We start from the raw sequence: 25,056 nt of genomic DNA on the forward strand, positions 1-25,056 counted from the left end.
TTCCCCTCCGCCACCCGCTCCCTTCGCTGCATTACCTTCCATTCATACACCCCATTCGGAAAAGCACTAACATCGAGCATTCGACTTTTAAAGTAGTGATACAAGCTGATAGTCGCAGAACTATTCCCAAATTCATCATATAGCTCAAATACAGCATCATCATTTGATTGATAAATGATGTTGAGCATGAGGAAACCGGATTTGGTGAAACTCTAAATGAACCGTGGTTTTGCGGTTTAGGTGTATGCACTACATCAGCAATATCCATAAACACCGTTACGGTATCTTCTCTCACATTACAACTGCTGTAAGTAGAGGTGTCTGTAATGGTAAGATAATACGTGGTAGTGGTATCCGGTGATGCAATAGGCTGTGCAACGGTGGTATCGCTTAAGGTTGGATCTGAATGCCATTGATACTTTACCCCTGCTACGGGTGGAATACCGAGCACAACGCTTTGGCCTTGGGTGATAGTGTCGTTAGGGCCTGCATCGGCAATATAGTTGCCTAGAGGGCCGAGATCATAATTAGGAAAGTAGGGTATAGATACACTGTTAAAAAAAGGTAAAATAAGCCCATGAGGGACTACATTACAAGCTAATCCATCACTATCAGGTCTATCTATGTATGTTAATACGTATGTTCCCTGCTCAGTAGAAATGTAAATCCTATTGTCAGGAGCTTCCTGCATTAAAAAGAACCCACGTCTGTCTATCCAAATATGTGCTATCCCAAATAGCTACCGTATCCGGCTGTTGGAGAAAATTTTTTTCTCTGGTATCGAATTGCGTAATATAATCAAGAGATGAGTTATAAAAATAGCGATTATTTGGCGAAAAGGAACACCCTAGAAAGTCAAAAATCTTCGGCTTCTTAAGCTGTAGTGTTTGCCAATCCGTCAGTAATCCAGTGCAACGATCGAAATGATAATAGTCCATAATATATTCGTCCCACACTGAAAAACAAATTGGTTACCATCCGGTGAAAAACAGGTTTGTCCAAAGCCAAAGTCCTGAAAGAAAGTCGAACCGATTTCTTGCTCATAAGGCCCCTCAATAGTTGTGGGGGTCAGCAACCAACGGTAAAATTTATTAGAGTTCCACTTATGAGCGAGTATCCACCAATCTCTTCCATTAGCTGCCTTACATGCAGAAAGTTTGCCTTGCAATAAAGTATCCTCAATAATATATTCATTTTTAACTGTAACTGCTCCTAATCCATGATCTTTCCGCATGTCCACTACACTATGACTTAAATGCATTGGATAGAATAATTGTTGTTTTTGATAGATAAGCGGTTCCGTAGTGATATAGAATAGATCGTATAAAAAAAAGCTATCAGGATGAGGGATAATAATCATTCCCTGAACAAATCCTAAACCATTATCACCATAATAATAATCCGTTGAATAGCCTCTGTTAAATCCTTTACCATTAGAAAGACTATCATTATTTCGATTGGCTATCCATTGACCATTTGAATAAAAAAGTAAATTTCCCGAAGTATCGCAGATGCTTGCATTAGTAGCAAACATAGACATAGAGCGGTAGACGCTAAAGGTATCAGCAAAGCCGGAGTCAAAACGAACAGCTGACATATAAATGTAATTAGGTGTATTATATGATAGGCCTAACTCCCAAACATTACCCAAGCTTTGACCATTACAAAATGATGGAATGACCATTATCAAAATGATAAACACTTTTTTCATATGCAGGAATAATCATTTCATTATAACTAATTTTCTGCTGCTACAATTTTGGTTACCTTCATAAAGACTGCAGTAGTAGACCCCTGCATGCCTCCGGCGTGTCTCCTCCCGAGCTCTCTGCCGAAGACAGGCACACGGCGGCACAAACACAAGGATTAAAACCTTTGGCTGAAAACTACTTTTGTAAATTACACATTTGCACTGGCTGATTCAACATTGGCCTCCATCATCTGTTCCATAATTTGCATGGCCTGATGTATGGTTTTAACATCCTGAATGGAAATCATTATATTTTTTTCCATTTGCCTCATTGAGCATCTTTTGGCATGGCGGAGAATAAATCCCATTAACTGTGCAAAAATATTTGAATCGTAATATGTAGATTCAGGATTTTCTACAGTGTAACACTTCAGTATTCCTCTTCGCTGCTGAAGTTTCTCAAATCCTAATTGCCTGGCAATTTTACGCAGGCGAACACCATCAAATAATTCATTTACTTCCTTGGGTAAAGGGCCGAAACGATCGCGCAATTTTTGGGCAAATACTTTGATGCCTTCATCATCATCTATGTTGTCCAGCTCTGTATAAAGTGCCAGTCGTTCATTAATATTTGATACATAAAGATCAGGGATAAGCATTTCCGCATCCGTATCAATAGTACATTCCCGCACAAATTTTGTATCTGCTTTGATCTCATCGGCAAACAGCTCTTTAAAGTCGGATTCTTTTAGCTCTCTGACCGCTTCGTCCAGGATTTTGTGATAGGTATCGTAACCAATGTCTGCAATAAAGCCACTTTGTTCGGCACCTAGCAGATTCCCGGCCCCGCGGATATCCATATCTCGCATAGAAATTTGAAATCCGCTGCCCAGGTCCGAAAACTCTTCAATGGTTTTAATTCGTTTTCTTGCGTCTGAGGTTAAGGTAGAAAGGGGAGGCGTTACGAGGTAACAGAATGCTTTTTTGTTAGAACGGCCAACACGACCTCTCAGCTGATGCAAATCGCTGAGTCCGAAATTCTGGGCATCATTAATAATGATCGTATTAGCATTAGGAATATCCAGTCCGGATTCTACAATATTAGTACACACCAGCACATCATATCGGCGCTCAATAAAACCCATCATCTTATCCTCCAGAATGTGCCCTTCGAGTTGCCCGTGAGCAACGGTAATATCTGCGCCTGCACAAATTTTATGGAGCATAGCAGCTACTTCACCGATATCTTTAACCCGGTTATGAATAAAAAATACTTGCCCTCCTCTTCCTATTTCATACTCCACAGCTTCTTTAATTTTTTCCGGGTCAAAGACCATAAGCTCCGTTTCAATGGGCTGCCGGTTTGGTGGCGGGGTATTTATTATCGATAGGTCCCGGGCGCCAAGCATAGAGAACTGCAGCGTACGCGGAATAGGTGTGGCTGTAAGTGTGAGCGTGTCTACATTCGTTTTAAGATGTCGTAGTTTCTCTTTTGCTGAGACACCAAACTTCTGTTCTTCATCAATAATCAATAAGCCCAGATCTTTAAACTTTATTTTTTGTCCCAGCAAAGAAGAGGTGCCTATAATAATATCGATTTGGCCCTGCTCCAGCTTTGCAATAGTTTCCTTTTGTTGCTTCGAAGATTTAAAACGGTTTATGTAATCAATAGTACAGGGGAATTCTTTTAAGCGGTCTGAAAAGGTCTTATAATGCTGAAGAGCAAGAATGGTGGTTGGCACCAGTAAGGCTACCTGCCTGCTATCCGCCACAGCTTTAAAGGCTGCCCTTACTGCTACTTCTGTTTTTCCGAAACCAACATCACCGCATACCAGGCGGTCCATCGGGAAACTTTTTTCCATATCCCGCTTGGTATCATTTGTTGCCTTTAACTGATCAGGGGTATCCTCATAAATAAAGCTTGCTTCCAGCTCCGTTTGCAGATAGGAATCTGGTGAAAATGCAAAACCCGTGGTTGCTTTCCTTTTAGCATACAGCTCAATCAGCTCCTTCGCAATGTCCTTAACCTTCGATTTTGTTTTCCGCTTCAGTGATTCCCAAACATCTGTACCCAGCTTATTCACCCTTGGAGCCGTTCCCTCTTTCCCTACATATTTGCTGATCTTATGAAGTGACTGAATATTGACATATAATAAATCATTATCGCGGTAAATCAGCCGTACTGCTTCCTGCAATTGTCCGCTTTCATTGCCATCCGCATTTCTCTGGGCAATTTTTTCAAGTCCGCTAAAAACACCCACGCCATAATCGATATGAGTTACAAAATCTCCGGGCCGTAGTTCGCGAAGCATTTTCAGTGTAAGCGACTTGCTTCTTGAATAGCCTTCTTTCAGATGATACCGGTGATACCGCTCGAAAATCTGGTGATCGGTGTAACAGGCGATCTTGTTGTTTTTATCTATAAATCCCTCTCGTATGGCAAATGGAACAGGCTGATAAATGATATTGGCTTTTAAATCCTCAAAGATGGCATCGAGCCTCTGAAACTGATTGGTATTATCAGAAAAAAGCAGAATTTGAAAACGGTCCTCTTTATATTTTTGCCAGTAATTAATTAAAAGATTAAAATTTTTATTTACACTTGGCTGCGGCTCCATATCAAACCTTATCCAGTCATCTTTTGGGAAGAAAAATTGCTTGCCAAATTCAATAGTTGTAAACTTTTCCGCTTTGGAGCTCATCCAATCTCCATCTATGAAAAAGGTTGAGGGGGCATCTTTCAGAAAAAAATCATCACCGGAATGAGTTACTTTTTGTACCTGTTCATATAATTCCTGTGCTTTTTGAAAAGAAGATTCGATCCGGCTTATAGCAAATTGTACATCCTGGAACCAAACGATAGTTTGTGTGGGAATAAAATCAAACAAAGAAATTTTTTCTTCCCCTGAGAACTGTGTCTGGATATTTGGAACAATGGTTACCTGTGCAATTTTTCGCTGCGATAACTGTGACAATGGATCGAAAACTCGTATCGATTCTACTTCATTACCGAATAATTCAACCCGGTATGGCAAGTCATTCCCGAAAGAAAAAATATCAATGATACCACCACGGATAGCAAACTGACCAGGCTCATAAACAAAATCCACCCTTTCAAATCCGTAACTAACCAGCACCTCAATCATGAAATCCTCATCAAATTTTTCATTCATTTTGATAAGAGCCGTTGATTTTCTAAGTGCGTTTGCGCTTACTACCTTTTCCATCAGGGCTTCAGGATAGGTAACTATAATTTCGTTTTTTGATATGGAATTAGCAATACGGTTAAGCACTTCCGTTCTCAATTGCATGTAACTGTTGTTCCACTCATCAAAGTGACCTGGTCTTCGAAATGAATCGCTTAGAAAAAGAACTTCTTTTCCATTGAGTTTTTCAATAAACTGCTGCAGGTCATTTTGAAAATATGCAGCTTCTTCCTTATCATTTAAGATGAACAAAAAACTTGAGGGCAGGGAAATCTCATTTGTAGTCTGTGGATGCGCAGCCGATGGATAATTTAGCAACTGATGAAGCGCAGCAGCGATAACGGTGGATGATGATCCAACCAATCCCTGGATATGTAAATGAATAGGATCTCCCTTGCCCTTTACTGAAGAGCCCAATTTAAAAGCTATATCTCTCAACCGCTCATCTGCTCCGTAAAGGTGCAGCAGTTCTAACTGGTTCACGCCGCAAAATTATGGAAAGTGCAAGATTTTTTTGCAGGGGAAATAAAAAACGTTGCTTTTATATTATCGTGAATCATTACAATTAAGGAAGAAAGTACCTTAGCCCATCAGAGTATGCTTTATAAAACACGGGGCATTGTTTTTAAAACCATAAAATTTTCCGAGACGAGTGTTGTCAGCAAAATTTATACGGAAAGATTTGGATTGCAATCCTACATAGTTAACGGAATACGGTCTCCAAAATCTAAATTTAAAGCAAGTCTCTTACAGTCGCTTTCATTACTTGACATGGAAGTATATTATCGGGAAAACAGAAACCTGAACCGGCTAAAAGAATTTCAATTTTCTCACATCTTCGCTGTACTGCCCTTCGATCTGCTGAAGAGTTCCATCGGACTGTTTATGATTGAAGTGCTGCAAAAGTCTATTCATGAAGAAGAAAAAAATACTTCATTGTTTTATTTTATTTATGAAAAAATTAAATCTCTTGATCAGAATACCAGGATACCATCAAATTTTTTAATACAATTCCTGATAGAGCTTTCCATTTATCTTGGCTTTTTCCCCAATGGAAAATTTTCCAAAGAAACACCTTACTTCGATTTAAGTGAAGGTACCTTTGTTACCTCTCACCAAAATAATGTTGCATTATTAGATTCTTCGGTTACCAAAATGCTGTCTGCACAAATTCTAAAAACACCTGTTGTAATTTCTTCCGTGCAACGAAAAATTTTACTTGATACCTTGCTGCAATATTATCAGATACACATTCCAAATTTCTCGCGTCCCAAATCGCTTCAGATTCTTGAAGAAGTATTCAGAAACTAACAGGATTTGTGATGAAGAAGATTATTACACCCACGATCTTACTGCTTTCTATAGTAAGCCTGCTCACTGACGTATCGAGTGAAATGCTGTATCCCGTAATGCCGCTGTTTCTACAATCAATCGGATTTTCAACCATTATCATTGGAGTTTTAGAAGGATTTGCAGAAGCAATAGCCGGAATAAGTAAAATTTATTTTGGCAGGATTTCAGATTCTAAGGAAAGGCGAATGCCATTTGTGCGAATGGGATATTTTTTAAGCTCCATTTCGAAGCCAATGATGGCTGTCTTTTCTTTTCCCCTGTGGATTTTTCTTGCCCGTACCATCGACCGTCTTGGAAAAGGAATTCGTACCGGCGCACGTGATGCAATTCTTTCCGATGAAACCACTCCAGAAAATAAAGGCACCGTCTTCGGCTTCCATCGGGCCCTGGATACGTCGGGTGCTGCCCTCGGACCATTTGTAGCCTTAATCTTTCTACAATATCATCCAGGTAAATATGCCCCCCTTTTCCTTATAGCTTTTATACCGGCAACATTAAGCTTGCTCTTAACATTAGTTATAAGAGAAAGGCATAAAACAATCATTATTGAAAAGGGCAAATCATCTCCCGCTGAAAAATTCTTTTACTGGCGGAATTCTTCGTTATCCTTTCGCAAGCTAATGGTTGCATTACTTTTTTTCGGATTAATAAACAGCTCTGACGTTTTTCTTTTGCTTCGCGCAAAAACAGTTGCAGGAAATGATTCTTCCGTATTAATCATTTATATCTTTTACAACATTGTATTTGCTTTATTCTCTCTGCCGGCAGGAAGACTTTCTGATAAAATAGGAATGAAAAAAATGATTACAGCCGGCTTCATAATTTTTGCCGTGGCGTATGGAGGAATGGCCTTCACCCAAAACATGGTTGCAATAGCCATTATGTTTTTTTTATATGGCATCTATGCTGCTGCAACAGAAGGCATATCAAAAGCCTTGATCAGCAATATTGTTCCAAAAAGTGAAACAGCAAGTGCAATTGGGTTTTACACAGGTTGGAATTCGATTGCTGCGCTTATTGCAAGCTCTGTGGCAGGAATAATATGGTATAAGGTATCTCCTGAAGCAACTTTTGCATTAAGTGCCGCTGGTGCAATGCTCACAGCAATACTCCTCGGCAGCATGTCGCTTAAGGAAAGAAGTGCTGTCAGATAATTTTTATTTTCTAATTATTCTTAACAGCATTCAGCATGCTATCCATATAATTCTACGTGGATATCTTTTTTATTATAACCCATTGCAGCAATTCTGACTTTCGCCTCATCAACCATATTGCGCCAGCCGCACAGATAGTAATTAGCCGGCCTTTTATCTGAAAAGAGTTTTTCGTACACCGCATGAACATACCCTTTATGTCCACTATAATCCGGTGAGTATTCTCTGGACAGTGCAGGTATAAATTTAAATTGCGGAAGCTGATGGTGAATTGCCTCAATTTCCTGCCGGTACAGGATATCTTTTAAGTACCGTGTACCGAAAATCAAGTTGATATTCCGGGTTGCCCGCGGGTGATTGATTTCATCATAAAGCATAGAACGAAAAGGAGCAATGCCAGTTCCTGTCGCAATAAAACAAAGGTCGGTATCAATAACATCAGGTAATATAAAGTTGCCTGCAGGTCCTTTGAATGGAATAGTTGATCCAATTCTGACTTTGCTCCATAAATAGTTTGTCGCCGATCCCTGAGGAACATAGACAATAACTAACTCAAATTCATTACTGCCATTTGGAGGCGATGCCATAGAATAACTTCGCCAGCGCCGGTTTTTCTTTTCATGGATGGGAAGATCAAAGGTTATAAATTGTCCTGCCTTAAAATTAAATACTTCAAGTTCCGGGACTTTGAAGAAAAATCTTTTTGTGTTTTCTGTCTCATCTATAATATTTGTTACTTCTGCTGAAAACCATTTTCCCAAAGCCATTTTATCCTCGTTTTAACAGGAATACAACGACAGGGGAAATAAGAATGTTCAACTCCAGGGATGGTTGCGATGCAGAATCTATAAGCCTGTCAATATTTTTTTTCTTCATAGTAAGGTATCTCATCGCGGGAAATTTCATCTCTTTGCTGCCAGTACGCAAATGTTACCACATGGCCGCCAGGAGTATGAAGCAATCTTCCGAAAATAGCATTGATTGCATTGAAGGTAACATCCGTAACACCGATTGTAAAGGTTGGCGCCGTTGATACTTCTTCCTTTATTTCACTCTCTTCGGCGGGCATGGCAACTGCTGCTGGTTTTGCAGCAACTTTAGGAGGAGTTGCTACAACTATTATTGTGTAACGGTTATATTGAAGTAATGCTGTTAAAAAATCAATCCGCTCCTGTGAAACATTTCTTTCCACGATAGCGCATTTAATTCCTTCTAAATCTTCGAACTCATGATTTTTATTAATGGCCATTTGAATTCGAATGGAAATAAATTTAAAAATAATCTTATAGAAGCTATATCCGTTTATTGAAACAACGAATAAATATACTGGTAAGCATCACTCATTATTCCTGTAAGTACTATTCCTGTAATACAAATTGCCAACGAGATCTTTGGAAACCATCCGGCTTTTATCCTTTCAATGGGTTTCTCATTCGTATCCATAAACATCGTTCTTACGATGCGAAGGTAGTAATACAAAGAAATTACCATGTTTAATGCGGCAATTGTAATGAGCACATAATTTCCTTTCGCTGCGCCTGCAAGAAGTAAAAAAAATTTCCCGAAAAAACCAGCTGTCGGCGGAATACCTGCAAGTGAAAATAATGAAATGGCAAGAACCCAGCTTAAAAGCGGATTGTTGTTATAAAATCCTTTGTAATCCTCAAGGGTTTCCCTGCCTGTTAATTCGCTTACAACAGACACAACCCCGAAAGCCCCCAGGTTAGAAAAAATATAGACCAGCACGAAAAAAACAACGGATGTATTTCCGGCAATTGACTGCCCTGAAATACCAATCAGGATAAAGCCAATTTGTGCAATAGACGAGAATGCCAGGAACCGCTTCATATTATGTTGCCGAAGGGCAAATAGGTTTCCGATAACCATAGTAAGAATCGAAAGCAAAAAAAGAATGTTATAGGAGACTTCCTGAAGATTATGAAAAACGGTGAGCAGGACAGAAATCAATACAAAAAGAATTGCTCCTTTTGATATTACTGAAAGATAACTTGTAACTGATACCGGAGAGCCTTCGTATACATCGGCTGTCCATAAGTGAAAGGGAACCACAGAAATTTTAAAGCCGAATCCCGCAAATAATAAAATGAATGAAAAGAGCTGCAACGGATTTCCATTAATCTGAGATGATAATTCCGTAAAGTTTAAAGTACCTGAAATTCCATATAACATAGAAATGCCAAACAGCAATAAGCCCGATGAAAATGCGGATGACATTATAAATTTCATGGCCGCTTCCGATGACCTTCGCTTTTCGAGATCAAAGTTTGAAAGGGCTGCAAGCGGGATGGTTGATAATTCAAGACCTAAGTAAAACATCAGCAGGTTATTGCTTGAAATCATAAAAAACATTCCAAGCAAAGTTGATAGCATCAGGAGGTAAAATTCAATGGCATGCTGGTGGGCTTTCAGCCAGTGATAAGCCTGTAGGGAGATAAGGAAAACCCCCAGGTTTAAAATATTTTTTTCAAAGGTGATCAGTGAATTGGTTCGAAACATATCGCCGAACAAAGTGCCTTCGGTAATTCCAAAGAAACCGGCTAAGAGATTAATCAGTAATAAAATGTTGATGACACTGATAACCGTATCACTCTTCATTTTATCACCCCATATTTTTATAAAAAGGAGAATGAAAAGAATGACTGTTACGAGCAATTCCGATTTCATCAATATCAGGAACTGGATCATATCCTTTGTTTCTTTACTAATCCAACTTTAAGTTCTAACACTATTAATAGGTTATGGGATAGCCTTGAAAGTATAAAATCATTTCACTACTAACTGAACAATATTTTTCATAATCTCTTCGGTTCCCGGAGTTATTAAACCATACAGCCAAAATGGAGCAACGCCAATTGCCACAATACCACAGATCAATATTCCTGCAGCCATCTTTTCATTCCATGTTGCATCCTTAAAGGTTAAAAATGATGCTGAGGGTATTTCACCCATTACTACCGAACCTACGGCGCGCAATATATATACTGCAGTTACTACTATGGAGGCACAGGCAAGAATTGTTGCCACGCGGTACCACGTATCGGGGCGCTGCCAGGAGCCTATAAAAACGGTTACCTCTGCAATAAATCCGCTTAATCCCGGAAGGCCTAATGAACACAACCCTGCAATTACAAAAACCGTAGAAATAAAGGGCATCATTTTCAGGATGCCGCCGAGCCTGGCAACTTCGCGGGTATGTGTTCTGTCGTAAATCATTCCTATACAAGCGAAGAAGAGCGCTGTCATTAATCCATGGGAAACCATTTGCATTACGGCGCCGGTGATGGAGGTCTGGGTCAGCATCCCGATTCCCAACAAAACAAAACCGCAGTGGCTCACCGATGAATATGCATTAATGTATTTCAGGTCTTTTTGCATCATGGTGGTAAAGGCTCCGTAAATGATTGCAATAGTTGCAAGCAGCACAATAATCCAGGAGTAGTCTATAGCAGCCTGGGGCATCAGGTAGGTAGCGACCCGCAGGCATCCGTAGCCACCGAGCTTCATTGAGATACCTGCTAAAAACATAGAAGCTGCAGTTGGTGCGGAAGAATGTCCGTCAGGCACCCAGGTGTGAAAGGGAAACAATGCAGCAAAAATTCCAAATCCGGCAAAAGCAAATGGGGAAAAAATATCCTGGACATTTACCGGGATGTTCATTTTAGAAATTTGCAGTATATCAAAGGTATGTATGCCATTATCTGCAGAGGTATTAAAATATAGGCCAAGCAAACCGACAAGTACCAGTGCCGATCCGGCCATCAGCATTAGAGCCAGCTTCATGGCACTGTATTCTTTTTTTCCACTACCCCAGATTCCAATCAGAAGAAACTTTGGAATAACGGAAATTTCAAGGAAGAAGAACAGCATGAACAGATCGAGAGAAATAAAAAAACCGTAGGCACTTATTGAAAGCAGGATGAGCAGAAGAAAAAATTCTTTGGGTTTGTCTTGCTGTTTCCAGGAAATTAAAATGCCTGCCAGCACGACAAAAGCGGTGAGCAGGATCATGGCAACCGAAATTCCATCGGCACCCATATGAAAATGGATATTAAGTGCCGAATACCAAACATAATCCGACTGAAAAAGCATAGGGCTTGTATTTCCTGCTGCCCTTTCATTCCAGAATTGAAATAACAACTTAAAGGATACAAGAAGTTGTAGTAGAGCTCCCGTAAATGCGATCCACCGGATCTGATATAATCCACGGCAGGGAATAATTCCTAAAACACTTAAGAATGGAAATAGCAGTAGGAGTGAAAGATTCATTTATTCTCTAACAGTGAATACTTCAATTGCAACAGTCAGCGAAGATTAAAAATAGATGCGGGATGTCAAACTTAAAAACAGTAAAACTGCGTACATCAAAACTTCAAGCAGGATTTACAATCATTGAATAGGTTCTTATTATTTTGCATACTAAATATTGTCATGAATATTTATTAATTAAGCATTGCGCCAAATTACTATGGGTTAATCTTTATCACTATTTCCACCAATAGACAAAAATCACAATCATTACTGCAATTCCACCAAAGAAATAGAGGGCATATTCCTGCACATTGCCTGATTGCAATTTCCTGATGGCTAAAGAAAACTTTCCGGTGCCTGTTGCTATACTATTCATGGTTCTATCAACAACATTGCGATCCGTCCAGGCTGAAGACTTCCCAATTAAGTTGAAGAGAATTTTTTTTGTAATAAAAAGATAAGCTTCATCAATATAAAATTTATGGTAAATAGCCTGATAAATGTTTCCTAATGAATTTGCAATTTTTTGAGGACGACCATTTTCTTTTCTATACAATAAGTAAGCAATAAAAATACCCGTTACTGATAGCAAAACCGGCGCAACAGAAAAGCTGAATGGAACCACACTGTGAAACAATTGTCCATCCGAAGAAACAAAACCCGAAAAAGGAACGAAGCCCGCCAGCAACGTGCATACCGAAAGAATCACAAGCGGAAGCTTCATGCTGAAAGTTCCCTCGCTTGAATGCCTGTTTTCAGATGAATTATTTGAAAGTGATTCGGAGATTAATTCCGAATGAGTATTAGCTTCCTTATTCCAGAAAATTGAAAAGTACAACCGAAACATATAGAAAGCAGTAATACCTGAGGTAATCAACCCGATAGTGTATATTAATCTATTGGATTGATACGCAGCATATAAAATTTCTTCTTTGCTAAAGAAACCTGCAAACGGAGGAATACCTGAAATCGCAAGACATGCTATTAGAAAGGCGGCGTGAGTAACCGGCATTGATTTTCTTAACCCACCCATGTCTTTCACCTGGTTGCTATGCACAGCATGAATAACTATACCGGCGCATAGAAAGAGAGATGATTTGAAAAATGCATGTGTGAAAAGATGAAACATAGAAGCCGTATAACCGGCACCATGTCCACCACTGTAGCCGGAAACACCGAGCGCAAACATCATAAACCCGATCTGAGACATGGTAGAAAAAGCAAGCACTCTTTTAATATCCGTTTGTGTACAGGCAATGATAGCAGCTAAAAAGGCTGAAAAGATCCCTGTAAACGCAACTACTTCGAGCGCCGCCGGATCAGAAATAACAAAGACAGGAAACATCCTTGCCACCAGGAAAACACCAGCAACCACCATAGTCGCAGCATGAATTAATGCAGAAACCGGAGTAGGACCTTCCATCGCATCGGGCAACCAGATATGGAGTGGAAACATGGCGGACTTTCCTGCGCCACCAATGAATATCAAAACTAATCCCCACGATAAAGCCGAAAAACCCAGAAACGAAACCGTGATTATATTCGATAATTGTGGAGAAGGTGTTGTGAGCCGTTGAATTATGGTTTGAAAATCCAGGCTTCCGGAATAAAATGAAAGTATTAGAATACCAATCAGAAATCCCAAATCTGCAAAGCGAGTGACGATAAATGCTTTTTTGGATGCTGCAACAGCAGCAGGCCGGTCGTAATAAAACCCAATGAGCAAATAAGAAGAAATACCCACGAGCTCCCAAAAAATATAAATCTGAAAAATATTTGATGAGATAACCAATCCGAGCATTGAAAAAGTAAAGAGCGACAGGAAAGCATAATAAGTTGAAAAGCGTTCTTCCTTTTTCATGTAACCCAAACTGTAAATATGTACCATCAGGGAAATAAAGGTGATCACTACCATCATCATTACAGAGATGGGGTCGAGGAGAATTCCCATATCAATGGAAAGATCATTTGGACTTCCTGGTTTTTGCAGCGCAGCACTCGTAAATTGCAGCCAGGTGTACTTTAATGGAACTATAGTTTCATAAGTTTCCTTCACCTTTTCAGCCACAAAAAAATATTGGTAAGCAATATATAGCGATAACAGTGCGGATATCAACAATAGGAAAGTTGCTATAACCCCAGAGCTCTTGCTGAAATACTTTCTTCCGAATAAGCCAAGTAATATAAAACCTGCAAGCGGCAAAAGTGGAATTAAGGTGGCGTAGCTATAATGGCTCATCGACTATAATAGAGTACTAATTAAGTATTTTCTATCGCATTAAAATTTCATTTCTGTTGCGCTTTCCACATCAATGGATTTATGGCTTCGGTACAGGTTAATAATAATTGCAATTGCAACTGCTGCTTCTGACGCTGCGATGGTGATTATAAAAATGGTAAAGAAAATTCCGTCGAGCCTCTCAGGATACATGTATTTATTAAAAGCAATGAAATTAATATTTACACTGTTAAGGATCAGCTCAATTGCCATCAGCATGGTAATCATGTTTCGCCTCGTAAATAATCCGTATGCCCCGATAAAAAATAAGGCAGTGCTTACAAATAATATTTGGTTCAGGCCAATTTCTTTCATGATTTATATTATTGGAAATTGGATTTTTCAGAAACCGTTTCTGTAATGCCTGAATTTAAACCTGGGTTTAAATCAGCAAACTTTGAGCTTGCAGCCTGATTCGGTCTGGCCCGCATTGCAATAACAATACATCCGATCATGGCAGCCAATAAAAGGATGCTTACTACTTCAAAAGGAAGTGCAAAACCACCCTCACCCGTTGATGTCATCTGATTTCCTATTTTCATGACACTCCATTCAAACTTTTTTTCAGATGGTTGAAAGCCATATTGATAAATTAAAATATAAGTCAGGAAAAAACCGAAGCTCACGGACAGTATAGCAACAAAAGTGCGGATGAAAGGAGGTTTTGGCATCTCTCTTCCGGATTGCTCCGTGAGGAAAATGGAAAATATAATCAGCACTACAATACCACCCACATAGACCACTATTTGAATTGCAGCAATAAATTCTACTTCCATCCAAAAAAACAACCCCGCTATACCCATGAGTGAAAATAAAAGCCAGATTGCTGAGCGAAAAATTTTTCTTGCCGTTACAGAAAGTATTGCTGTTCCTAAAAGAAAAGCACTAAGGATATAAAAAACAATTTGATTAGCTGTCACTGATTACAATTAAATCTGAAAATTCCCTTCAATTAAAGACTATTAAAATTACTCAATCCCCGGCCTGAGCTTTGACCCCGGCAGGTTCAAAACTTTTGTCAGCCTGCTTCGGTCATACACACTGTGCTCAAAAGTCTGGGCCATTTTAATTGCATCGGTTGGGCAGGCTTCTATACACAGGTTACACATGGTACATAATTCCAGGTGATACACAAAGGTGTCTATCGCTTTTTTCTTTTTGCCTTCCGGTGTTATATCAGACTTGGTTATAATCTTAATAGTTCCGTTCGGGCAGGCAAGCTCACAAGCCGTACAGCCGGTACAGGCATGCTCATTATTTTCATCATGAGGCATGATCACTTCTCCCCTGAAACGTTCAGGAAATATCAGCGTCGCCCTGTTGTCTGGGTATTGCTGCGTTATAATTTCCTTGTGATGAGTAAAGTAATAACCCGTGCGGCGCATGCCCGTGAGTAATGACTTTACGGCACCATATATTTCTTTAAAGTAATTTACTAAATACATGAATTAAATTAATTTTGAAAAGTCTTCAATTTGAAATCAAACCGGTACAGCTTCAATGTTAAATTATTTTTTTAAAAGGCTTCCTGTTTTTCAAAAAAGGTAACTGCTAAAAAAATTATTCCAGCTCAATTAAAACCTGGTTTTTCTCTACAGCATCACTCTCTTTTATTTTAATCGCTTTTATTTTTCCCTCTCCAGGTGATTTGATCACGTTCTCCATCTTCATGGCCTCGAGGAGAAGGATGGACTCACCTGGCTTAAGTTCCTGACCTGCTTCAACCATAATCCTGAGCACTAATCCCGGCATAGGTGCCCTTATAACATTAATTTTTGGAGAAGCAGAATTTTCCATCCCCAGTTTCTGAAGCAATTCATCAAATCGGTCTTTTACTGCTACGGTATAATGGTTGCCATTGACTTTAATCTCGAAAACTTTTTTTTCATAGTCAGCTTTTATAATCTCTGTAGTGAAAGACTGGTTATCTTTTAAAATATGAAATCGCCTGTTATCGATAGCAATAATATCCCAGGAATTTTCCTTGCCATCTATCAGTATTCTATTATCTGTAAAGGTAATTTCACGTGGAGAATCCTCGCTAACTGAAACCTTATACATAACCCATGCTAAATTTTTTTAAAGATAGATACTCTACTTTTGCCAGTGCTAAAAACAATCATTTAAAAGAGAGATTTCAAAAAATTTTAATAGATGAATCAAAGACTATGTGCAGGTATATTTTTGTTATCGCTAACAATTATTGTTGGTTGTTCCACTCAAAGAAATATTGTTACCACAGGTAAAAATAATGATTACCAGTCTAAAAAATCAGATTCTGAGTATATAGAGATTCCTGAAGATTCCATTATAATAACTTCTCCTGATTACCGGGGTTCTGCAACTATAGTTAATGATCTTGTTCACACTAAGCTTGATGTAAAATTTGATTGGCAGAAAACCTATTTATATGGTAAAGCGTGGATCATCTTAAAACCCCATTTTTATGCTACTGATTCGCTTACCCTGGATGCGAAAGGGTTCGATATTCATAAAATTGAACTGGTAAAAGCCGGTGGTAATATTCCTCTTCAATTTTCGTACGATTCCATGCAGATAAAAATTCAGCTTGCTAAAAAATATATCTCCGGCGAACAGTACACCATTTATATTGATTACACTGCCAGACCAAATGAGTTAAAAGTAAAAGGTTCTGCGGCTATCAATGATGCAAGGGGTCTTTATTTCATAAATGCTGATGACAAAGATCCGGATAAGCCAAGGGAGCTCTGGACGCAGGGGGAATCGGAATCTAATTCCGCATGGTTCCCGACCATTGATAAACCCAATATGAAAATGACCACTGAAGTCACCATGACTGTAGAAAATGGTTTTGTAACACTTTCTAATGGGCTTATGACCTCTTCAAAAGATAATGGGAATGGCACTCATACCGATACCTGGAAACTTGATTTGCCTTATGCTCCTTATCTCGTAATGATTGCTGCAGGGCCATTCGCTATCGTAAAGGACCACTGGAAAAATATGGAAGTAAATTATTATGTAGATAAGCCTTTTGAGCGCTATGCAAGAGAAATTTTTGGCAATACACCGGAGATGATTGAATATTTTTCAAATCTTTTAGGTGTGGTTTATCCCTGGCCAAAGTATTCACAAATCGTAGCTCATGATTTTGTAGCCGGTGCGGAAGAAAACGTTACCGCTACAGTTCATATGGAAGGCTTACAGCAGACACCGAGAGAAAGACTTGATGGTGACTATGAAGATTACATCTGCCATGAACTGTTTCATCAGTGGTTTGGTGATCTGGTAACCTGTGAATCGTGGTCCAACATTACTCTTAACGAATCTTTCGCAGACTATGCTGAATATTTGTGGTTCGAACATAAATTTGGAAGAGAGGAAGCGGATTTGCATCGCTATGAAAGCATGCAGAAATACATGCACCAGGCACTGCAGAATGACGATCCCTTAGTGCGTTATTTTTATGATGACAAAGAGGACGTGTTCGACCGCATCAGCTACGATAAGGGGGGACTCATACTAAACATGCTGCGCAATTATACCGGGGATGAAGCATTTTTTAAATCCCTGCAAGTGTACTTGAACGATAACCGCTTCCAGGCGGCCGAAGTTGCCAATCTTCGATTAGCGTTTGAGAAAGTAACCGGAAAGGATTTAAACTGGTTTTTTAACCAATGGTATTTTTCCGGAGGTCATCCGAAGCTTACTATATCTTATCAATACGATTCAATTTCTCATCAGGAAGAAGTGACGGTAGAACAAACACAAAATTTAAAAGAGGGCAACCCTGTTTTTAAGCTTCCGGTAGCTATAGATGTTTATGAAAATGGAAAAGTAACAAGGCACCAGGCAATGTTTGATCAGCAGAAGCAAACCATTTTTTTGCCGTGCGATCATGAACCGGAACTGGTAAATTTTGATGCTGATAAAATTCTGGTCTGTGAAAAAATCGATAAAAAGAGTGATTCCGCTTTTGCAATGCAGATGATAAAAGGTCCGCTTTTTATGGACCGCCTGGAAGCTTTACAACATTTTAGCAGCGATACATTAAGCCCGTTATATTCAGAGGTGATACAGCACGCGCTGAATGATAAATCCTGGGATATAAGAACAACTGCTGTTGAAAGAGTGAAGATGAAATACATGACATCTTCAACAAAGAATAAGTTACTGGAAATGGCGGCATCGGATCCAAAATCGTTGGTACGCGCTGCTGCTCTGGAGCAGATGATGTTATGGAATGATAATACTACTCTACCCTATTTTGAAAAAGCAATCAGTGATAGTTCTTATGAAGTAATTGGAGTGGCATTGGAAGCACTATCAAAAATGGATTTAGATAAAGCATTGCAATTCGCAAGTACTGTAGAGAATGAAAATGAAGATGCCATTCAGGCGGCGGTAGCCAACTTATATGCGATGGAAGGCGGCAGTGAAAAAAATAATTATTTTATTTCTGCAATAAGCAACCGCACGGGTTTTCAAAAGTATGCAATGCTGGCGCAATACGGCCAGTTTCTTGGCAGGATGACACAGCAGCCTGCAGTTTTGGACAGTGGATTAAATGTATTGTATGCTGTAGCAACTTCTGCAAGTGGTGCATGGTGGAACAGATATGCTGCTGTGACTTCAATAGGTAACATCAAAACGGCCATGCAGGAGCAGGCATCAGCCTGGCAAATTCAGCTCGATAAACTGACTGCAGGTTCTCAAGATTATAGCAATTTAAAATTGAGGCAGGAGCAATTATCCTCCACCATCTCTTTAGTCGATGTAAAATTGGCAGCAATTAAATCTGCAGAAAAGGAAGAACGGTTGCGTAAAATCTGGGGAGTAAATTAAATCCGTAAGCTTTGATTCATTTCTTTGAATGCCGATCATTAAAACGATACGAGGAATTACTCCACAATTCGGTAAAAACTGTTTCCTTGCGGACAATGCTACAGTAACCGGGGATGTAGTTATGGGCAATGATTGCTCGGTATGGTTTAATGCAGTATTACGGGGCGATGTCCATTATATCCGGATTGGAAACCAGGTAAATATTCAGGATGGAGCTATAATTCACTGTACTTACCAAAAGGCTTTCACTGAAATTGGAAATTACGTTTCTATTGGCCACGCTGCTATCGTTCATGGCTGCATCATCGAAGATAATGTGGTTATTGGAATGGGAGCCATTGTAATGGACCATGCGGTGATAGAAAAAAATTCATTGATTGCTGCAGGCTCTGTTGTCCTTGAAAATTCACGTGTTGAATCAGGCAGCATTTATGCAGGTATTCCCGCAAAAAAAGTAAAAGAGCTTTCTCCGGAGCATTTCGAAAATATAAATATGCGAATTGCCCGTAATTATTTAATGTATGCGGAATGGTATAAGTGATGGCTGATATCGCCTGATTAATTCTGCAATTCTTTATGTAAGGAAAAATCTTTTTTAAATTGCTCCCATTTTCCATTCAAATCTTTCCATGCCTTAAGATTTTCTTTTACTGCTGAAATAGTTTGCAACGTTGGAGTCATATCTGCACCTTGAAGAATATTAAATAACGTTGTAAAAGCATCATCTAAACCAGACAGGCTTGATTTACTATTACCTGCTTCAGAATTTTGTATCAAAGCCAGTTTCCTGTCCAGTTCTTTTAATCCTGAAACTTTAATACTGCTTGACTTTGGAATTCGGGCGGTAATTTTTTTTCGGGTATTTATAATTTCGTTTGTTAGGTTCATTACTTCCTGTCGTGCTTCATAGCATTGCATGGAAAGATCAAATTGCTCTTGTAAATCTTTGGGAGACATTTTAACGCGGGGATCCATTTTTACATTTATAGACTGCGAAAGAGTTTTTCCATTTACTGCAAGCTTTAAAGTATAGTTACCCGGAACAACCCAAGGTGAGGTTGGATCTGGTGCAGTATTTTCATAAATGGCCGCCAGGGAATAAGCTGGAGTAACCGTTAACGGAGTATAATGCAGGTTCCATATAAAGCGATGTGCACCTGCTTCACCGGACAAGATTTGCTGCGGGCGAATCCAATATAAAGGAATATTCACTGCAGGGATTTCATAAGGTTTGTCATTGCTTGAAAAGTGACGAACGGCCTTTCCGCTGGAATCAAAAATATCAAGCTGGAGTTCACCATTAACTTTTTCTTTCAGGTAATAATCGATAATTGCGCCATCCGGTGGGTTTTCACCCGCCGGCTCATCAGGTGGTAATGGAGTGTCACCATTTAAATTCCACCGCACACGGTATGCTGCCTGTGGACTGAATAAAATGTTGTTTCCCGCAATTAATGGTGCAGAAAGCTGACGCAACATCGTGATGTCATCCAGGATCCAAAAGCTTCTACCATGAGTGGCAACAATGATATCGCTGTTTTTAATGATGAGATCCCGGATGGAGGTAGCAGGCATGTTAAGCCTCAGCGATTGCCAATGATCTCCGTCATCAAAGGAAACATACACTGCCCTTTCTGATCCTGCAAACAATAACCCTTTTCGGTTGGGATCTTCGCGCACCGTATTAACAGGATCATCGGGTAAGCCATTCACTGTTTCAACCCAGGTTACACCTGCATCCTGTGTGCGGTAGATGTGTGGATGCATGTCGTCCAGGCGAATCCTGTTCACAGCAACATAAGCACTATTGACATCAAAATGGCTTGCTTCTATCAATGAAATCTTACTCCATGAAGTGATGGCTGCAGGCGTGACATTCTTCCAGTTTTTTCCACCGTCTTTTGTTATATGGATTAACCCGTCATCGGTTCCTGCCCAAATGGTATTGCTGTCGAGAGGCGAAGGCGCAACAGTATAAATCACTCCGCGGCGCGGCATGCTTTTCATTTCCTCATTAAGATAGACACCAATATTTTCAGGGATCTCCCAGGTTTCCCTTGAAAGATCAGGGCTGATTACCTGCCATGATTGACCTCCATTTCTTGTTTTAAAAAGTACATTTCCCGCATAAAACAAAGTCTTGGGATCAATAGGAGAAAACAAGACAGGCGCCGTTCTAAGAAACCGGTACTTTCCACTTCGCACAGCTTCCGGAGAAATATCCTGTACCTGCTCCGTCAGCTTATTGTACCTGGTAAGCTTTCCTCCATAAATAATATTCGCATCCAATGGGTCTGCTGCAACATATCCATACTCCTCCGCTCCTACAGGATGCCATTCCCGGAAAGTAATCTGGCCGTAATTACCCCGTGAAACAATACCTACGGAACCACTTTCCTGCTGGCCGCCATAGATATTATATGGAAAGGTATTATCCGCACTCACATGATAAAACTGGGCAGTGGGCTGGTTATACCACGAGGAAAAAGATTGCCCTCCGTTCACGGTAATAATCGCACCTTGATCTCCTGCAATTAAGATGATTTCTGAATGATCGGGGTTGATCCAGATGCGGTGGTAGTCATCACCTCCGGGTGCGCCTCTGAAGGCTGTCCACGTCTTGCCTCCATCTATAGATTTCCACGTGACCACATCGGCAGAGTATACGATATCAGGGTTTCTGGGATCTGCTTTTACTTCCGCAAAATCATCTCCGCGACCCCATAACCTTTCATCGCTGTTGATCATTATCCATGATTCTCCTGCATCATCGCTCCGGTATATGCCACCCGATTTTTTTGCATTCACAGTTGCATACATGCGGGATGGATCAGAAGGTGCAATACAAAAACCTATCCGGCTTAAGCCTTCTTCAGCAGTTGGTAACCCTTTAGTGAGCTGCCTCCATGTATTACCTCCATCAGTAGATTTATAAAGGCCACTTTCGCTTCCCTGCCATTGACCATTTTCCCAGGGAGCCAAACGCGAAGCCCACAGATCAGCATAAATTATTTGTGGATTTTTCGGATCAATGGCGACTTGTATGGCACCTGTGTTTTCATCTTTATAAAGAACCTTTTTCCATGTTTTGCCTCCATCCGTTGTCAGGTAAACACCGCGTTCGGGATTTGCACCGTACGGATGACCAAGCGCAGCCACAAAGATCCGGTTTTCATCGGCAGGATCTATGGCAATCCCTCCAATCTGCTGCACTTCATCCAGGCCAATGTGTATCCAGGTTTTACCAGCATTAGTGGATTTATACATTCCATTTCCCACTGAAAGGTCCGGCCTCTGCAGTCCCTCACCGCTGCCTGCATAGACAACCTTTGGATTGGAAGGTGCAACAGCTACGTCACCAATACTGCCAGTAGACTGGTCATCAAAAATGGGATTCCAGGTTCTTCCATAATCGGTAGTTTTCCAAACACCTCCGTTGTTTACACCGATATAAAAAACATTAGGTTGCTGAGGAACACCCGCTGCTCCCACGGTTCTTCCACCGCGATGTGGCCCGATCATCCTCCATTGCAGGGAATTGAACAGTGTAGAATCAAATGGCTGGGCAGGAAGAGAACATGCTGTAACGCAAAAAAAAGCAAGCAGGAGAATTCTTGTGATGAAAAAATAGTGCATCGGCCAAATTTAGAAATTCCTGACAGCACTACTATTCGCTTCTTAAACTTTTAGTGAAATAGTCAATCCCGCATTTGATTTTAAACCTGCAATGCGGGTTTCTATAGTGATATTTTTTATATTAGGTGTATGTTCGCAACTCATTCCATCCTCAAACTCTTCACCGGGTTCATTACTGCTGCCTTTACTGATTGAAAGCTCACAGTCAATAATGCAATTATCAGCGCTACCAATCCCGCTGCAACAAACACCCATGGGCTTATGTCGATGCGGTACGCAAAATCTGAAAGCCATTTATTCATTGCCCACCACGCCATGGGAAATGCAATAATCACCGCGACCAGTACCAGCTTCGCAAAATCTTTTGACAGCAATGCTACAAGATTGGATGCTGTGGCGCCCAGCACTTTCCGGATTCCAATTTCCTTAGTGCGCCGCTCAGCCGTGTACGCTGATAGGCCGAACAATCCGAGACATGCAATGAACAAGGAAAGGAATGTAAAGAGCCCAAACACAGAACCCATTCTTTGTTCCGAACGATATAATTCCTGGTATTCGCCGTCTAAGAATGTATAAGTAAACGGCGTATCATGAGAGAAATCAGACCATTTGCTCTTCAACGTCCTTAACGTTTTCTCCATATCTCCGGGACGAACTCTTACCAGCGTATAGGAGGTGGAAAGCTCATAGGTCTTTGATGAAGCGTGGAACAACGCAAATGGAATCATCGAATAACGGATGGATTGAACATTGAAATCCTTTACCACCCCAATCACTTTAAATCGCTGATCGTTATGGCCCGGGTACGTCATGAATTTTCCGACCGGCTTTTTCCAGCCAATTTCCTTCGCAGCTTCTTCATTAAGAATTACAGATGCGGAATCTGAAAAATCGTGGGAGAAATTTCTTCCTTCCAATACTTTGATCTGAAGTGCGGGAATGAAATTGTCATCAGCCATAAATGAAGTGAGCGTGAGATCTTTCACCTTAGGTTCGTCATTCGTGGTTGCTTCCGGCACATATCCATCACCAAAGAGATCCTTAGTAGGAATGCTCGTAGAAATGCTTGCACTCACTACCTGAGGAAGCCTGGTGAGCTCCTCGCGGAATGTCTCTTCCTTATTTCCGAGGCGGTTTGTTTTTGAGATCACAATTACATTTTCCTTATTCAACCCCAGGTTTTTGTTTTGAGTATATTGAAGCTGTTTAAACACTACTATCGTGCAAATGATCAGCACAGTCGATATCGTGAACTGAAGGATCACCAGTCCATTCCGGATAAATTGATTTCCGCTATTCGATTGTGATGCCTGTACATTTTTCAGAACAGCTGCTGTTTTAAACCGTGTGAGATAAAAAGCCGGGTAGCTCCCCGCCATTAACCCTGTGATGATGGAGAGTACGATCACGAGAAGCCAAATACCATTCGTAAAAAACAATGAGAGGTCAAGTGATTTCCCTGCAAGCTGATCAAAGGGTTTTAGAAGCACAGTAATCAGCAACAGGGCAATGAGAGTTGATATGAAACTGTATATCATTGCTTCCGTCAAAAACTGTCTGATCAACTGAGCCTTGATAGAGCCCAGAACTTTTCTCATACCTACTTCCTTCGCGCGCTTCGCGGACTGCGCGGTAGAAAGGTTCATGAAATTGACGCAGGCAAGGATGATAATGAACAATGCGATGATGGAAAAAATGTAGACATATTTGATATCGCCAAGTGTTGTGAGCCGCCCTTGAATATCGGTTGAATAGAGGTGCACTTTTGTGATTGGTTGCAGCTGAAAATTCCACTTTCCCCCTTTCTTATAGAGCTCATCGAGCGGCTGACCAATACGCTTGAATGCATTAGCAGCCTGCACCTTCACCATTGCAGGAAATGCTGCTACCAGCCGGGAAATGCTACGCTGGTCATTTGGAAAGTTGTTTTGCATCCGAACATATGTTGCAACCTGCAGCCATACCCAGCTCCAGCTAAATTCTTTTATTACCGGATATGCAGCAATGGGTGTTAAAAAATCAAATTGCAAGGATGATTGTGAAGGAACATCTTTAACAATTCCTGTTACATAAAATGGTTTTCGATCATCATCGAGCAACAGTGTTTGACCCATAGAAGGCTGACTGCCAAAATATTTCTTCGCCATGCTCCCGGTAATCACAATTGAGTTAGGGTTTTTCAAACAGGTTGCTGGATCACCTTCCATTAACGGATAAGGAAAAACTCTCAAGAAAGCAGAATCAACAGCAATGATTCCTTCCTCATCAAAATAGTTTTCTGAATGGCTTCCGTCATAACGGACCACTGTATTGCCCGGGCGATAAATTCGGGTATATGATTCTATTTCGGGGAAAGTAGCAGCCAGCGCGGGCCCTACTGTAGGAGGTGAATTGGAAGTTAAGAATTCATTACCGCCAAAATCTCCATCGAGGTTTACCTGGTAAATACGGGCTGCATCTTTAAGGAAGCGATCATAATTGAGTTCATCCAATACATAAAAAGAGATGAAGATCACACAAGCCATTCCAATCGCAAGTCCTGCAATGTTGATGATGCTATACACTCTATTGCGAGTGATGTTTCGCCAGGAGATCTTGAAATAATTCCTGATCATTTTTGAGATGTTTGTACTTAACTCCGTA

At 40.4% G+C, this 25,056-nt stretch carries 18 protein-coding genes; 4 read left to right on the plus strand and 14 right to left on the minus strand.

Annotation, left to right across the window (positions count from 1 at the left end; genetic code table 11):
• Nucleotides 1-31: 31 nt before the first annotated feature.
• The 3 genes from H0W62_02175 to mfd form a co-directional block, all read right to left on the minus strand.
• Complete coding sequence (locus H0W62_02175; protein MBA3647347.1) at nucleotides 32-691, minus strand: hypothetical protein; 660 nt, start codon at nucleotides 689-691, stop codon at nucleotides 32-34.
• Between the two features lie 207 nt (nucleotides 692-898).
• Nucleotides 899-1,711 carry a hypothetical protein gene (locus H0W62_02180; GenBank protein MBA3647348.1) on the minus strand — a complete coding sequence of 271 codons (813 nt, stop codon included), beginning with the start codon at nucleotides 1,709-1,711 and terminating at the stop codon, nucleotides 899-901.
• Between the two features lie 188 nt (nucleotides 1,712-1,899).
• The gene (gene mfd / locus H0W62_02185) at nucleotides 1,900-5,379 is read right to left on the minus strand and encodes a transcription-repair coupling factor (GenBank protein MBA3647349.1); all 3,480 of its coding nucleotides are present in this window, start codon (nucleotides 5,377-5,379) and stop codon (nucleotides 1,900-1,902) included.
• Nucleotides 5,380-5,493: 114 nt separating this feature from the next.
• On the opposite strand from mfd, the gene recO reads away from it, so the two are divergent.
• A complete protein-coding gene (gene recO, locus H0W62_02190) occupies nucleotides 5,494-6,207 on the plus strand; it encodes a DNA repair protein RecO (protein MBA3647350.1) in 714 nt (237 codons plus the stop codon).
• Between the two features lie 11 nt (nucleotides 6,208-6,218).
• Nucleotides 6,219-7,403: an MFS transporter gene (locus H0W62_02195; GenBank protein ID MBA3647351.1), complete on the plus strand. Its 1,185-nt coding sequence runs from the start codon at nucleotides 6,219-6,221 to the stop codon at nucleotides 7,401-7,403.
• A 38-nt stretch (nucleotides 7,404-7,441) separates the two neighbouring features.
• Here H0W62_02195 and H0W62_02200 read toward each other — a convergent pair whose 3' ends face one another.
• The 9 genes from H0W62_02200 to H0W62_02240 all read right to left on the minus strand — a co-directional run bounded on the left by H0W62_02200 (nucleotide 7,442) and on the right by H0W62_02240 (nucleotide 16,011).
• Nucleotides 7,442-8,170, minus strand: a complete 729-nt coding sequence (locus H0W62_02200; protein MBA3647352.1) for an oxidoreductase — start codon at nucleotides 8,168-8,170, stop codon at nucleotides 7,442-7,444.
• 89 nt (nucleotides 8,171-8,259) lie between these two features.
• Nucleotides 8,260-8,652 carry a hypothetical protein gene (locus tag H0W62_02205; GenBank protein MBA3647353.1) on the minus strand — a complete coding sequence of 131 codons (393 nt, stop codon included), beginning with the start codon at nucleotides 8,650-8,652 and terminating at the stop codon, nucleotides 8,260-8,262.
• 53 nt (nucleotides 8,653-8,705) lie between these two features.
• Complete coding sequence (locus H0W62_02210; GenBank protein ID MBA3647354.1) at nucleotides 8,706-10,109, minus strand: NADH-quinone oxidoreductase subunit N; 1,404 nt, start codon at nucleotides 10,107-10,109, stop codon at nucleotides 8,706-8,708.
• A 78-nt stretch (nucleotides 10,110-10,187) separates the two neighbouring features.
• Nucleotides 10,188-11,690, minus strand: coding sequence for an NADH-quinone oxidoreductase subunit M (locus tag H0W62_02215; GenBank protein ID MBA3647355.1), 1,503 nt, complete (start codon nucleotides 11,688-11,690; stop codon nucleotides 10,188-10,190).
• A 217-nt stretch (nucleotides 11,691-11,907) separates the two neighbouring features.
• Nucleotides 11,908-13,911, minus strand: coding sequence for an NADH-quinone oxidoreductase subunit L (gene nuoL, locus H0W62_02220; protein MBA3647356.1), 2,004 nt, complete (start codon nucleotides 13,909-13,911; stop codon nucleotides 11,908-11,910).
• 39 nt (nucleotides 13,912-13,950) lie between these two features.
• The gene (gene nuoK / locus H0W62_02225; GenBank protein MBA3647357.1) at nucleotides 13,951-14,265 is read right to left on the minus strand and encodes an NADH-quinone oxidoreductase subunit NuoK; all 315 of its coding nucleotides are present in this window, start codon (nucleotides 14,263-14,265) and stop codon (nucleotides 13,951-13,953) included.
• Between the two features lie 8 nt (nucleotides 14,266-14,273).
• Entirely contained in the window at nucleotides 14,274-14,870 is a 597-nt protein-coding gene (locus H0W62_02230) for an NADH-quinone oxidoreductase subunit J (GenBank protein MBA3647358.1), read from the minus strand.
• A gap of 48 nt (nucleotides 14,871-14,918) precedes the next feature.
• Nucleotides 14,919-15,395, minus strand: a complete 477-nt coding sequence (locus H0W62_02235; protein ID MBA3647359.1) for a 4Fe-4S binding protein — start codon at nucleotides 15,393-15,395, stop codon at nucleotides 14,919-14,921.
• Nucleotides 15,396-15,510: 115 nt separating this feature from the next.
• Nucleotides 15,511-16,011 carry an acetyl-CoA carboxylase biotin carboxyl carrier protein subunit gene (locus H0W62_02240; GenBank protein MBA3647360.1) on the minus strand — a complete coding sequence of 167 codons (501 nt, stop codon included), beginning with the start codon at nucleotides 16,009-16,011 and terminating at the stop codon, nucleotides 15,511-15,513.
• Between the two features lie 93 nt (nucleotides 16,012-16,104).
• On the opposite strand from H0W62_02240, the gene H0W62_02245 reads away from it, so the two are divergent.
• Together H0W62_02245 and H0W62_02250 are read left to right on the plus strand one after the other, a co-directional pair.
• The gene (locus H0W62_02245; protein ID MBA3647361.1) at nucleotides 16,105-18,777 is read left to right on the plus strand and encodes a M1 family peptidase; all 2,673 of its coding nucleotides are present in this window, start codon (nucleotides 16,105-16,107) and stop codon (nucleotides 18,775-18,777) included.
• Nucleotides 18,778-18,805: 28 nt separating this feature from the next.
• Entirely contained in the window at nucleotides 18,806-19,318 is a 513-nt protein-coding gene (locus H0W62_02250) for a gamma carbonic anhydrase family protein (protein ID MBA3647362.1), read from the plus strand.
• 17 nt (nucleotides 19,319-19,335) lie between these two features.
• On the opposite strand, the gene H0W62_02255 is transcribed toward H0W62_02250, so the two are convergent.
• Nucleotides 19,336-22,299: a glycoside hydrolase gene (locus H0W62_02255; GenBank protein ID MBA3647363.1), complete on the minus strand. Its 2,964-nt coding sequence runs from the start codon at nucleotides 22,297-22,299 to the stop codon at nucleotides 19,336-19,338.
• Nucleotides 22,300-22,553: 254 nt separating this feature from the next.
• Nucleotides 22,554-25,028, minus strand: coding sequence for an ABC transporter permease (locus H0W62_02260; GenBank protein MBA3647364.1), 2,475 nt, complete (start codon nucleotides 25,026-25,028; stop codon nucleotides 22,554-22,556).
• Nucleotides 25,029-25,056: the final 28 nt, after the last annotated feature.

The sequence above is a fragment of the Chitinophagales bacterium genome (assembly GCA_013816805.1).
Taxonomy (GTDB): domain Bacteria; phylum Bacteroidota; class Bacteroidia; order Chitinophagales; family UBA10324; genus MGR-bin340.